The sequence below is a fragment of the Micromonospora sp. NPDC049107 genome (assembly GCF_040648595.1).
Taxonomy (GTDB): Bacteria; Actinomycetota; Actinomycetes; order Mycobacteriales; family Micromonosporaceae; genus Micromonospora.
The window spans coordinates 150,515-163,272 of record NZ_JBEZEC010000008.1 but is presented as its reverse complement, the minus strand read 5'-3'; the positions used below and the strand labels follow the sequence as shown (position 1 = coordinate 163,272).

Genomic DNA, 12,758 nt, shown 5'->3' with positions numbered 1-12,758 from the left:
AGGAGACCGGAGATGACCCAGCCCATCCGTGCCGCACGGGGCAGCCAGCTCACCGCCCGTGGCTGGCAGCAGGAGGCCGCCCTGCGGATGCTGATGAACAACCTCGATCCGGAGGTGGCCGAACGCCCCGACGACCTGGTGGTCTACGGCGGGACCGGAAAGGCGGCGCGGGACTGGCCGTCGTACCACGCGTTGGTGCGTACGCTGACCGACCTGCGCGCGGACGAGACGATGCTGGTGCAGTCCGGGCGACCGGTCGGTGTGATGCGTACGCACGAGTGGGCGCCCCGGGTGCTGCTGGCGAACTCCAACCTGGTCGGCGACTGGGCGACCTGGCCCGAGTTCCGTCGCCTGGAACAGCTCGGCCTGACCATGTACGGGCAGATGACCGCCGGCTCGTGGATCTACATCGGCACGCAGGGCATCCTCCAGGGCACCTACGAGACGTTCGCCGCCGTCGCCGCCAAGAGGTTCGGCGGCACCCTGGCCGGGACGCTGACGCTCACCGCCGGGTGCGGCGGGATGGGTGGCGCGCAGCCCCTCGCGGTCACCATGAACGACGGCGTCTGCCTGATCGTCGACGTCGACCGCACCCGTCTGGACCGCCGGGTGCACGACCGCTACCTGGACGAGGTGGCCGACTCCCTGGACGACGCGGTCGCGCGGGTCCGCGCGGCGAAGCGGGACCGGCGCGCGTTGAGCGTCGGGGTCGTCGGCAACGCCGCCGAGGTCTTCCCGGAGCTGCTGGGCCGAGGCGTCGAGATCGACATCGTGACCGACCAGACCAGCGCCCACGACCCGCTGGCGTACCTGCCGGTGGGCGTCGAGCTGGCCGAAGCCCGGGACTACGCAGCGGCGAAGCCCGCCGAGTTCACCGATCGGGCCCGCGCGTCGATGGCACGGCACGTCGAGGCGATGGTCGGGTTCCTCGACGCCGGGGCCGAGGTCTTCGACTACGGCAACTCGATCCGGGGCGAGGCGCAGCTCGGCGGCTACCAGCGGGCGTTCGACTTCCCGGGCTTCGTGCCCGCGTACATCCGCCCGCTGTTCTGCGAGGGCCGGGGACCGTTCCGGTGGGCGGCGCTCTCCGGCGACCCGGCCGACATCGCCGCCACCGACCGGGCCATCCTGGACCTGTTCCCGGAGAACGAGTCCCTGGCCCGCTGGATCAAGCTGGCCGGTGAGCGGGTCGCGTTCCAGGGCCTGCCGGCCCGGATCTGCTGGCTCGGCCAGGGCGAGCGCGACCGGGCGGGCGTGCGGTTCAACGACATGGTCGCCTCCGGTGAGCTCTCCGCGCCGGTGGTGATCGGCCGGGACCATCTGGACACCGGCAGCGTCGCGAGCCCGTACCGGGAGACCGAGGGGATGGCCGACGGCTCCGACGCGATCGCGGACTGGCCGCTGCTGAACGCGCTGGTCAACACCGCCAGCGGGGCGTCCTGGGTGTCCATCCACCACGGCGGCGGGGTGGGCATCGGCCGGTCGATCCACGCTGGGCAGGTCTGCGTGGCCGACGGCACCGCCCTGGCCGGCCAGAAGATCGAGCGGGTGCTCACCAACGACCCGGCGATGGGCGTCATCCGGCACGTCGACGCCGGCTACGACAGCGCCCGCGAGGTCGCCGACCGCACCGGCGTCCGCGTCCCGATGACCGAGCAGTAAGGAAGGGCACCTTGTTATCGGATTTTGTTGAAGAAGGGGCCCTTCCTTTCAGGTTCCGGGCGCTGTGGGACGAGATCGCGCCGGTTGGGCGGGACGCCGGCAGCGGCGGCTACCTGCGGTACGCGCTGACCGAGCCGGAACACCAACTGCGGGCCTGGTTCCGGGCACAGGCCGACCGTCGCGGCCTGCCGGTCACCGAGGACGGCAACGGCAACCTGTTCGCCCACTGGGGTGACCCGGAGGGCGCGGACGCCGTGCTGACCGGTAGCCACTTCGACTCGGTGCCGCACGGCGGGGCGTACGACGGCCCGCTCGGCATCGTCAGCGCGTTCCTCGCCGTGGACGAGCTGCGCGCCGCCGGTGTCACCCCGGTCCGGCCGCTGGTGGTGGCCGCGTTCGTGGAGGAGGAGGGCGCGCGCTTCGGCGTACCCTGCCTGGGGTCGCGGCTGCTCACCGGCGTGCTGGCGGCCGACCGCGCGGCCGGCCTGCGCGACGCGGCCGGGGTGAGCTTCGCCGACGCGCTCGGCGGGCGGCCGGCGGGCGCCCGACCGGAGCTGCTCGGCCGGTTCGGCGCGTTCGTGGAGCTGCACGTCGAGCAGGGCCGCGCGCTCGCGGACGCGGACGCGCCGGTGGGGGTGGCGAGCGCGATCTGGCCGCACGGCCGCTGGCGTTTCGACGTGGTCGGCGAGGGCAACCACGCGGGTACGACGCGGATGGCCGACCGCCGCGACCCGATGCTCACCTACGCGTTCGGGGTGTTGGCCGCGAACAAGGAGGCCCGGCTGCGTGGGGCGCACGCCACCGTGGGTCGGGTCGCCGTGGAACCCAACGCCACCAACGCGATCCCGTCGAGGGTGACCGGCTGGCTGGACGCGCGCGCCGCCGACCCGGAGACCCTGACCGGGCTGGTCGACGCGGTTCGGGCCAAGCTCGCCGAGCGGTCCCGCCGCGACGGCACGGAGGTGCTGGTCACCGAGGAGTCGGTGACCCCGCTGGTCGCCTTCGACGGCGACCTGGCCGCCCGGCTGGCGACGCTGCTCGACGCGCCGGTGCTGCCCACGGGCGCCGGACACGACGCCGGGGTGCTCGCTGCGTACCTGCCCACGGCGATGCTGTTCGTGCGCAATCCGACCGGGGTGTCGCACTCCCCCGCCGAGTCCGCGAGCGACGACGACTGCGCGGCCGGGGTGCGCGCGCTGGCCCGCGTGCTTGAGGAGCTGACATGCCGCTGACCGCCACCCGCTGGCTCGCCGAGTACGCCTGGCTGCCCGCGCACGCCGAGCCCACGCCCGACGTGCTGATCGAGGTCGAGGACGGTCGGATCAGCGCGGTGACGCCGCTGACCCCCGGGAGCCGGCCGCCGTCCGGGGTCGACGTGTACGCCGACGCCGTGCCGCTGCCCGGCCTGACGCTGCCGGGCCTCGCGAACGCGCACTCGCACGCCTTCCACCGGGCCCTGCGGGGGCGCACCCACGGCGGGCGGGGTGACTTCTTCTCCTGGCGGGAGCGCATGTACGCGGTCGCGGACCGGCTCGACCCGGACACCTACCTGGCGCTGGCCCGGGCGGTGTACGCCGAGATGGCGCTTGCCGGGATCACCTGCGTGGGCGAGTTCCACTACCTGCACCACCGGCCCGACGGCGGCGCGTACGACGACCCGAACGCGATGGGCGCGGCACTGGTCGAGGCGGCCGCGCACGCCGGGGTCCGACTCACCCTGCTGGACACCTGCTACCTCGCCTCCACTGTGGATGGTCGGCCGCTCGCCGGACCGCAGCGGCGCTTCGGCGACGGAGACGCGGCCGGCTGGGCGCGGCGGGCGGGCGCGTTTCAGCCGACGGACTCGCACGCGCGGGTCGGCGCGGCCGTGCACTCGGTGCGGGCGGTCCCCGCCGACCAGCTCCGCACGGTCGCCGACTGGGCCCGCGACCGGCAGGCTCCGCTGCACGTGCACCTCTCCGAGCAGCCCGCCGAGAACGACGAGTGCCGGGCCGTGCACGGGCGTACGCCCACCGCCCTGCTCGCGGACCACGGCGTGCTCGGGCCGGACACCACCGCCGTCCACGCCACCCATCCGACCAGCGCCGACCTGACCCTGCTCGCCGACAGCCGGACCGGCGTGTGCCTCTGCCCCACCACCGAGCGGGATCTCGCCGACGGCATCGGACCGGCCCGCCGGATGGCCGACGCCGGTATCCGGCTGAGCCTGGGCAGCGACAGTCACGCCGTGGTCGACATGTTCGAGGAGGCCCGCGCCGTGGAGCTGGACGAACGGCTGCGCACCCGCCGCCGCGGCCACTTCACCCCGGTCGACCTGTTCGCCACCGCCACCGCCGCCGGGCACGCCGCGCTGGGCTGGGCCGACGCCGGGCGGATCGCCGTCGGCGCCCGCGCCGACCTGGTGACGGTACGACTCGACACCGCCCGTACCGCCGGCGTACCGCCGGTGGGGGTGTTCTTCGCGGCCGGCGCGGCGGACGTCGACCAGGTCATGGTGGACGGTCGCGTGGTGGTGGCCGACGGCCGGCACCTGAGCGTGGACGTGCCGGCCGAGCTGTCGGCGTCGATCGAGGCGGTGACCCCAGCATGAGCAGTCTGCTTGTCGACAACATCGGGGAGCTGGTCACCAACGGCGTCGGCGCGGACCCGCTGGGCATCCGCCGCAGGGCGGCCGTGCTCGTCGAGGAGGACCGGGTGGCCTGGGTCGGGCCGGCCGCGTACGCGCCGGCCGCCGACCACCGGATCGACGTCGGCGGTGCCGCCGTACTGCCCGGCTTCGTGGACAGCCACGCCCACCTGGTCTTCGCCGGGGACCGGGCCGCCGAGTTCGCCGCGCGGATGGCCGGCGAGCCGTACACCGGCGGCGGCATCCGGACCACCGTGGGCGCGACCCGGGCCGCCACCGACGGGGAGCTGCGGGCCACCGTGCGCCGGCTGCGCGGGGAGGCGCTGCGCCAGGGCACCACGACCATGGAGATCAAGAGTGGGTACGGGCTGAACGTCGCCGACGAGGCCCGCTCGCTGCGGATCGCCGCCGAGACCAGCTCCGAGACCACCTTCCTGGGCGCGCACGTGGTGCCCGCCGAGTACGCCGACCGGCCGGACGACTACGTCGGGCTGGTCTGCGGGCCGATGCTGGCCGCCGCCGCGCCGCACGCGAAGTGGATCGACGTGTTCTGCGAGCGGGGCGCCTTCGACGTCGACCACGCCCGCGCCATCCTCGCCTGCGGCCAGGCCGCCGGGCTGGGCGTACGACTGCACGCCAACCAGCTCGGCCCCGGGCCGGGCGTGCAGCTCGGGGTGGAGTTGGGAGCGGCCAGCGTCGACCACTGCACCCACCTGAGCGACGCCGACGTCGACGCGCTGGCCGGCACGGCCCACACCGACGGGTTCGGGACCACCACCGTCGCCACCCTGCTGCCGGGCGCCGAGTTCTCCACCCGCTCGCCGTACCCGGACGCCCGCCGGCTGCTCGACGCCGGTGTGACCGTGGCCCTGGCGACGGACTGCAACCCCGGTTCGTCGTACACCTCGTCGATGCCCTTCTGCATCGCCCTCGCGGTCCGCGAGATGCGGATGACCCCGGCGGAGGCGGTCTGGGCCGCCACCGCCGGTGGCGCGCGGGCGCTGCGCCGCGACGACCTCGGCGTGCTCACCCCCGGCGCGCGGGCCGACCTCGTCGTCCTGGACGCGCCGTCCTACCTGCATCTGGCCTACCGGCCCGGTGTCCCCCTGATCCGCCAGGTAATTCGCAACGGAGTTCCGCAATGACGCACGTGACCATCCAACCCACCGGGATCACCGCCGACGACGTGCTCGCGGTGGCCCGCGGCACCGCCACGGTGGTCCTCGCTCCGGCCGCCCGGGACGCGATGGCGACCAGCCGCGCGATCGTGGACGGGATCGAGGCCGCCGGACGACCGGTGTACGGCGTTTCGACCGGGTTCGGGGCCCTGGCGAACACCTTCGTCGCGCCGGAGCGGCGGGCCGAGCTGCAACACGCGCTGATCCGTTCGCACGCCGCCGGGGTGGGCGCACCGATGCCCCGCGAGGTGGTCCGCGCCATGATGCTGCTGCGCGTACGCTCGCTCGCCCTGGGCCGCTCCGGGGTCCGGCCGCTGGTCGCCGAGGCCCTCGTCGACCTGCTCAACCACGACATCACCCCGTGGGTGCCGGAGCACGGCTCGCTGGGCGCGTCCGGCGACCTGGCGCCGCTGGCGCACTGCGCGCTGGTGCTGCTCGGTGAGGGCTGGGTGCTGGGCCCGGCCGGCGAGCGGCAGGACGCGGCCGACGTGCTGGCCGCCAACGGGCTCAAGCCGATCGAGCTGGCCGCCAAGGAGGGGCTGGCGCTGATCAACGGCACCGACGGCATGCTCGGCATGCTGCTGCTGGCCATCCACGACGCGGCGCACCTCTTCGCGATGGCGGACGTGACCGCGGCGCTGGCCATCGAGGCGATGCTCGGCTCGGAGCGGCCGTTCCTGCCCGAGCTGCACGCCATCCGGCCGCACCCCGGTCAGGCGGCGTCGGCGGCGAACATCCACCGGCTGTTGCAGGATTCGCGGGTCATGGACTCGCACCGCGACGACCTGGCGCACGCCGTGCAGGACGCGTACTCGATGCGCTGCGCGCCGCAGGTGGCCGGCGCGGCCCGCGACACCCTGGACTTCGTCCGCACGGTCGCGGGCCGGGAGCTGGTGTCCGTGGTGGACAACCCGGTGGTGCTGCCGGACGGTCGGGTCGAGTCGACCGGGAACTTCCACGGCGCACCGCTCGGCTTCGCCGCCGACTTCCTCGCCATCGCCGCCGCCGAGGTAGGCGCGATCGCCGAGCGGCGGGTGGACCGGCTGCTCGACGTGACCCGCTCCCGGGAGCTGCCGGCGTTCCTCTCCCCCGACGCCGGGGTCAACTCCGGGCTGATGATCGCCCAGTACACGGCGGCCGGGATCGTCGCGGAGAACCGGCGGCTGGCCGCGCCCGCGTCGGTGGACTCGCTGCCCACCAGCGGCATGCAGGAGGACCACGTCTCGATGGGCTGGGCGGGGGCCAAGAAGCTGCGCACCGTGCTGGACAACCTCACCAGCCTGCTCGCGGTGGAGCTGCTGGCCGGAGTACGCGGCCTGCAACTGCGCGAACCGCTGGTGCCGTCGCCGGCCGGTCGGGCCGCCGTCGCCGCGCTCGGTGCGGCGGCCGGCGACCCCGGCCCGGACGTGTTCCTCGCCCCGGTGATGGAGGCGGCCCGTGCGGTCGTCGCCGGCCCCGAGCTGCGCGCCGCCATCGAGCGGGAGGTCGGCCCGCTGGGCTGACCTCCAGGGGTCGCTGTCGTCCGCCGCGGGTCAGGCGGCGGGCGGCAGGACCTCGCGCCGGTCAGGCGGCGGGCGGCAGGACCTTGGCGACCAGCTTGGCCAGCTCGCGCAGCGCCTTGCCCCGGTGGCTGACCGCGTCCTTCTCGGCCGGGGTCAGCTCGGCGTTGGTCCGGTCCTGGCCGTCGCCCAGGAAGATGGGGTCGTACCCGAATCCGCCGTCGCCACGCGGCGCGCGCAGCACCCGACCGGGCTGCCGGCCGTCGACCAGGTGCTCCTTGCCGCCGGGCAGCACCAGCGCGACCGTGCAGACGAAGGACGCCGCCCGGTACTCGTCGGGCACGTCGGCGATCTGGTCCAGCACGAGCTGGAGATTGGCCTGGTCGTCGCCGTGCTTACCGGCCCACCGGGCACTGAACACCCCGGGCATCCCGTTCAGCGCGTCCACGGCGATGCCCGAGTCGTCGGCGATCGTCGGCAACCCCGTCCGGCGGCAGCCCTCCCGCGCCTTGATCAGCGCGTTCTCGCCGAAGGTGAGGCCGGTCTCGGGCAGCTCCGGGTACTCCTCGACGTCGTCGAGGCCGAGCAGGGCGATCCGGTGCGCGCCGAGCGCGCCGTCCAGGATCCGCTGAAGCTCCACCAGCTTCTTCCGGTTCCGGGTAGCCAGCAAAACCTTGTTCATGAGGAAAGCGCCTTCCGCTGGGCTTCGGCCAACTCGGCGCACCCGGCCACGGCCAGGTCGAGCAGGCTGTCGAGCTGGTCCCGGGCGAACACGCCCGCCTCACCGGTGCCCTGCACCTCGACGAAGTCGCCCGTGCCGGTGCACACCACGTTCATGTCCACCTCGGCGGCCACGTCCTCTTCGTAGCAGAGGTCCAGGCGCGCCTCGCCGGCGATGATCCCGACGCTGACGGCGGCCACCGAGCGGTGCATGACCTTTTCCGGCTTGCCGGCGAGGGCCTTGCGGGCGGCCAACCAGCCCACCGCGTCGTGCAGCGCCACGTACGCGCCGGTGATCGCGGCGGTCCGGGTACCTCCGTCGGCCTGCAACACGTCGCAGTCGAGCACGATCGAGTTCTCGCCGAGCGCCTTCAGGTCGATGCAGGCGCGCAGGCTGCGACCGATCAGGCGGGAGATCTCGTGGGTACGCCCACCGACCCGGCCCTTGACGCTCTCCCGGTCGGAGCGGGTGTTGGTGGCCCGGGGCAGCATCGCGTACTCGGCGGTCACCCAGCCGAGCCCGGAGCCCTTGCGCCAGCGGGGCACGCCCTCGGTGACGCTCGCCGTGCAGAGCACCCGGGTGCCGCCGAACTCGACGAGCACCGACCCCTCCGGGTGGGTGCTCCAGCCTCGGGTCAGGGTCACCGGTCGGAGTTGAGAGGGCTCTCGCCCGTCAGGTCGCGCCATCCCTGCACCCTATGCGGTGCGGGGATCCACCTCGCCCCGGGTGCCCTGCGGCACGTCCGCGCCGTGTGCCGCCAGGAATCCGGCGACCGCCGCCGGCCACCCGAACTCCTCGGCCCGCGCCCGAGCGGCCCGCCGCCGCTGCGCCTCCGGACGGGCCACGAGGCGCAGCACGGCCTCGGCCAGCGACGCCCCGGAGCCGTACGCGGCCAGCCCCGCCGAGCCGGCCACCTCGGGCAACGCGCTCGCGGCGTTCACCACCACGGGAGTGCCGCAGGCCAGCGCCTCCAGCCCGGCCAGGCCGAAGGTCTCCACCGGGCCGGGCGCCAGCACCACGTCCGCGCTCGCGAGCAGCGCGGCCACCGCGGCACGGTCGGGCAGGAAGCCGGTGAACGTGACCGGCAGGCCGGCCGCCCGGCGGGCCAGCGACGCGCGCAGCGGGCCGTCCCCGGCCAGCACGAGCACCGCCGGCACACCGGCCCGGCGCAGCTCGGCGAGGGCTTCGACCGCCAGTTCCGGCCGCTTCTCCGGAGACAACCGCGCGCAGTGTACGAGCAGCAGCTCGGTCGGGTCGGCGTAGCGTTCCCGCAGCCGCGGGTCGGCCCGCTCCGGTCCGAAGGTGTCCAGGTCCACGCCGAGCGGCACCAGGTGGACGTTGTCGGCCCCGATGCGCGCGAACTCCTCGGCCGCCCACCGGGTCGTGCACACGATCCGGTCGTACGCCCGGCTGGTGGCCCGGTTGAGGCGGTCGGCGGTCGGCCGGCGCAGCACGTCCGGCACTCCCCACTGGCCGAGCAGGCCGGTCAGCGACTCGTGCGAGACCATCACCGACGGCACCCCGTGCGCCTTCGCCCAGGCCCCCGTCCAGCGCAGCGAGGACCGGTCGGACACCTCCAGCCGGTCCGGCGTCAGCTCGGTGAGCACCCGGGCCAGCCGCTGCCGGCCGGCCAGCAGCCGGTAACCACCCGTGCCCGGCAGCTCCAGACCCGGCAGGGTGACCACCCGACCCCACGGGTGCCACTCGTGGGTGTTCCGTCGGCCGGGCACCACCAGCACCGGATCGTGTCCCGCCGTGCGGTAGCCCTCGCCGAGGTGCCGCAGCGCCGTACGCAGGCCACCGGAGCGCTCGGTCACGAAGTTCGCGAGCCGGACGATCCGCAGCCCACCGGCTGTCGCCGTCACGACGCGGCCGGCAGGCCGACGGTGGCGGCGTTGGCGCGTACCGCGTGATAGTGCCCGACCAGCTCGTCGCCGACGGCCGCCCAGCTACGCCGGCGCACCGCGGCGCGGGCCGCCACCCCGTACGCCCGCCGCCGGTCGGCGTCCCCGGTCAGCTCGGCCACGGCGGCGGCCAGCGCGTCCCCGTCGCCGGGCGGCACCAGCAGCCCGGTCCGGCCCGAGTCGACCAGGTCGACCGGCCCACCGCTGGCCGGGGCGACCACCGGCACCCCAGACGCCAACGCCTCCTGCACGGTCTGGCCGAACGTCTCGTGCGGACCGGTGTGCGCGAACACGTCCAGGCTGGCGTAGAGCCGTGCCAGGTCCTCGCCGTGCCGCACCCCCAGGAACGTGACCCCCGGCAACGCCCGCTCGAGCTGACGACGGGCCGGGCCGTCACCGGCCACCACCACCCGTACGCCCGGCAGCCGGGACGTCGCCGCCAACAGCTCCACCCGCTTCTCCGGGGCCAACCGGCCGACGTAGCCGACCAGCAGTTCCCCGCCCGGGGCCAGCCGACGGCGCAGGTCGGCGCAGCGCTTGGCCGGGTCGAACTGGACGGCGTCGACGCCCCGGCCCCACAACCAGATCCGCTGCACCCCGTTGGCGATCAGATCGGCCGCAGCCCGGGTCGACGGCGCGAGCGTCCGCTGGGCCAGATTGTGGATCTCCCGGAGGCGCCGCCACGCGGCCGCCTCACCCCAGCTCACCCGGTACGCCCTGGCGTAGGCCGCCACGTCGGTCTGGTAGACCGCCACCATCGGCAGCCCGTACCGGTCGGCGAGGGTGGCCGCCCGCGCGCCGAGAACGAACGGGCTCGCCAGGTGCACCACGTCCGGCGCCGCCGACAGCAGCGCCCCCGCCAGCCGGGTACCCGTCGGCACGCCCAGCCGGAAACCCTGGTAGCGGGGCAACGGCACGCTGGGGATACGCACCACCGGGTACGCCAGACGGTCGACGCCCCGCCGGTCCGCCCCGGCGGGCGCGGGTGCGATGACGACCGGCTCGTGGCCACGGGCCAGCAGGTGCTCGGCCGTACGCACCACGGAGTGCGCGACGCCGTTGACGTCCGGCGGGAACGACTCGGTCACGATGGCGATCCGCATGTCCACACCGTGCGGGTGCCACGGGTGCGCCAGACGACCAGCCGCTGACCGGCCGGCGAACAGTACGGCACAACACCGGACCATCGACGACGCCCACGAAAGCGCCGGGTGGCCGTGAGGCGGTCAGATGTCGTAGCTGGCGCCCGCCCGGACCACTCCGAGCGGCCCGCTGTACGCGCCGGCCGCCGACTCCAGCGTGTGCGCCTCGCTGCCCCAGGCCGCGACCAGGTGGGTCAGCAGCAGACGACCCACCGCCGCCTTCGTCGCGATCTCACCCGCCTCCCGGCCGGTCAGGTGCAGATCCGGCGGATTGTCCACGCCGTCCAGGTAGCTGGCCTCGCACAGGAACACGTCGGCGTTCTGCGCCAGCCGTAGCAACGCGTCGCACTCGGCGGTGTCCGACGAGTAGCACAGCGACCGCCCACCGTGCTCGAGCCGCACGCCGTACGTCTCGACGGGGTGGTTGACCCGGTCGACGGTGACCGTGAACGGCCCGATCGGGAACGTGCCCGGCTGGAGGGCGTAGAACTGGTAGACGTCGTCGACCGTGCCGTCGTCGCCGTAGGCGGCGCTGAGCCGGTCCGGGGCGCCGGCCGGGGCGTACACCGGCAGCGCCGGGTAGGGGCCCTCGGGGGCGTACCGGCGGACCACCACGTACGTCACCGCGTCGAGGATGTGGTCACAGTGCAGGTGGGTCAGCAGGATCGCGTCCGGAGCGTGCAGCCCCACGTACCGCTGGAGGCTGGACAACGACCCCGAGCCGAAGTCGACCAGGAGCCGGAAACCATCCGCCTCGACGAGGTAGGCGGAGCACGGTGACTCGGGGCCCGGGAAGCTGCCGGCACACCCAAGGACAGTCAGTCGCATCGGGTTTTCTCACTGTCACTGTCGGTAGTATCTCTGCCGGCGGTCGTACCGGCCATGATCTCTACCGACGCGTACGCCACGCTGCGCAGCCTACGCCGGGGTACCCGAGGACAAGAATCATCCGTTGGAAGTTGTCACGAACGTGACACACGCTCACGGCGAGCCGCGACGCGCGACGGGCCATCGACGCGTACGCCGACGGCCCGTTCGCGCAGGGACCCGGCCCTCAGGCCCAGAGCTGACCTTCCAGCGCGTCCTCGGCGTCGCCGAGGGTGCCGCCGTACGCGCCGGTGGACAGGTACTTCCAGCCGCCGTCGCACACCACGAACGCGACATCGGCACGGCGGCCGGCGCGGACCGCCTCGTGGGCCACCGCCAGCGCGGCGTGCAGGATCGCGCCCGTGGAGAACCCGGCGAAGATGCCCTCCACCTCCACGAGCTGACGGGTGCGCAGCACCGCGTCCCGCGTGCCGACCGAGAAACGCCGGGACAGCACCGAGGCGTCGTACAGCTCCGGCACGTACCCCTCGTCGATGTTGCGCAGCCCGTAGACCAGCTCGCCGTAGCGCGGCTCGGCCGCCACGACCTGGATGCCCTCGACCTTTTCGCGCAGGTAGCGCCCGGTACCCATCAGGGTGCCGGTGGTGCCCAGTCCGGCCACGAAGTGCGTGATGGTGGGCAGGTCGTGCAGCAGCTCCGGGCCGGTCGTCTCGTAGTGCGCCCGCGCGTTGGCCTCGTTGCCGTACTGGTAGAGCATCACCCAGTCCGGGTGGTCGGCAGCGATCTGCTTGGCCGTCGCGACGGCCTGGTTCGAGCCGCCCGCCGCCTCCGAGAAGATGATTTCCGCCCCGTACATGCGGAGTAGTTGAACCCGCTCGGTCGAGACGTTCTCGGGCATCACGCAGACCAGCCGGTACCCGCGCAGCTTCGCCACCATGGCCAACGAGATACCGGTGTTGCCGCTGGTCGGCTCCAGGATGGTGTCACCAGCCCGGAGCCGGCCCGCCTCCTCCGCCGCGCGGACCATGAACATCGCCGCGCGGTCCTTGATGCTGCCCGTCGGGTTCCGGTCCTCCAGCTTGGCCCAGAGCCGCACCGGCGGCGCCCCGTCGGGCACCGTCGGGGAGAGCCGGGGCAGCCCGACGAGCGGCGTACCTCCGCATGCGTCGAGCAGGCTGTCGTACCGCGCCACGACGGC

The 12,758-nt window shown here is 74.2% G+C and carries 11 protein-coding genes; 5 read left to right on the top strand and 6 right to left on the bottom strand.

Translation table 11 applies throughout. The annotated features are described in order from the left end of the window. Positions 1-12 precede the first annotated feature (12 nt). The 5 genes from hutU to hutH are packed head-to-tail and all read left to right on the top strand — an operon-like array spanning position 13 to position 6,968. The gene (gene hutU, locus AB0B55_RS20760; protein ID WP_357127658.1) at positions 13-1,662 is read left to right on the top strand and encodes a urocanate hydratase; all 1,650 of its coding nucleotides are present in this window, start codon (positions 13-15) and stop codon (positions 1,660-1,662) included. Between the two features lie 11 nt (positions 1,663-1,673). Further along, complete coding sequence (locus AB0B55_RS20755) at positions 1,674-2,894, top strand: allantoate amidohydrolase (protein WP_357173052.1); 1,221 nt, start codon at positions 1,674-1,676, stop codon at positions 2,892-2,894. Further along, positions 2,885-4,252: a formimidoylglutamate deiminase gene (locus AB0B55_RS20750; protein WP_357173049.1), complete on the top strand. Its 1,368-nt coding sequence runs from the start codon at positions 2,885-2,887 to the stop codon at positions 4,250-4,252. The genes AB0B55_RS20755 and AB0B55_RS20750 overlap by 10 nt, the downstream gene beginning before the upstream one ends. Continuing rightward, positions 4,249-5,433 (top strand): imidazolonepropionase, encoded by a 1,185-nt coding sequence (gene hutI, locus AB0B55_RS20745; RefSeq protein WP_357173046.1) that lies wholly within the window; start codon positions 4,249-4,251, stop codon positions 5,431-5,433. The genes AB0B55_RS20750 and hutI overlap by 4 nt, the downstream gene beginning before the upstream one ends. Beyond that, positions 5,430-6,968, top strand: a complete 1,539-nt coding sequence (gene hutH / locus AB0B55_RS20740; RefSeq protein ID WP_357127669.1) for a histidine ammonia-lyase — start codon at positions 5,430-5,432, stop codon at positions 6,966-6,968. The genes hutI and hutH overlap by 4 nt, the downstream gene beginning before the upstream one ends. Positions 6,969-7,029: 61 nt before the next feature. Here hutH and rdgB read toward each other — a convergent pair whose 3' ends face one another. From rdgB to AB0B55_RS20710, 6 genes are all read right to left on the bottom strand, one after another. Beyond that, entirely contained in the window at positions 7,030-7,647 is a 618-nt protein-coding gene (gene rdgB / locus AB0B55_RS20735) for an RdgB/HAM1 family non-canonical purine NTP pyrophosphatase (protein WP_357173043.1), read from the bottom strand. Beyond that, on the bottom strand, positions 7,644-8,372 hold the full coding sequence (gene rph / locus AB0B55_RS20730) for a ribonuclease PH (RefSeq protein ID WP_357173039.1): 729 nt from the start codon (positions 8,370-8,372) through the stop codon (positions 7,644-7,646). Before rph ends, rdgB begins: the two co-directional genes overlap by 4 nt. Before the next feature lie 9 nt (positions 8,373-8,381). Further along, positions 8,382-9,551 (bottom strand): glycosyltransferase, encoded by a 1,170-nt coding sequence (locus AB0B55_RS20725; protein ID WP_357173036.1) that lies wholly within the window; start codon positions 9,549-9,551, stop codon positions 8,382-8,384. Beyond that, positions 9,548-10,693: a glycosyltransferase family 1 protein gene (locus tag AB0B55_RS20720; RefSeq protein WP_357127677.1), complete on the bottom strand. Its 1,146-nt coding sequence runs from the start codon at positions 10,691-10,693 to the stop codon at positions 9,548-9,550. The genes AB0B55_RS20725 and AB0B55_RS20720 overlap by 4 nt, the downstream gene beginning before the upstream one ends. A 123-nt stretch (positions 10,694-10,816) precedes the next feature. Next, complete coding sequence (locus AB0B55_RS20715) at positions 10,817-11,560, bottom strand: MBL fold metallo-hydrolase (protein WP_357173033.1); 744 nt, start codon at positions 11,558-11,560, stop codon at positions 10,817-10,819. Between the two features lie 226 nt (positions 11,561-11,786). Further along, a complete protein-coding gene (locus AB0B55_RS20710; protein ID WP_357127683.1) occupies positions 11,787-12,752 on the bottom strand; it encodes a pyridoxal-phosphate dependent enzyme in 966 nt (321 codons plus the stop codon). Positions 12,753-12,758: the final 6 nt, after the last annotated feature.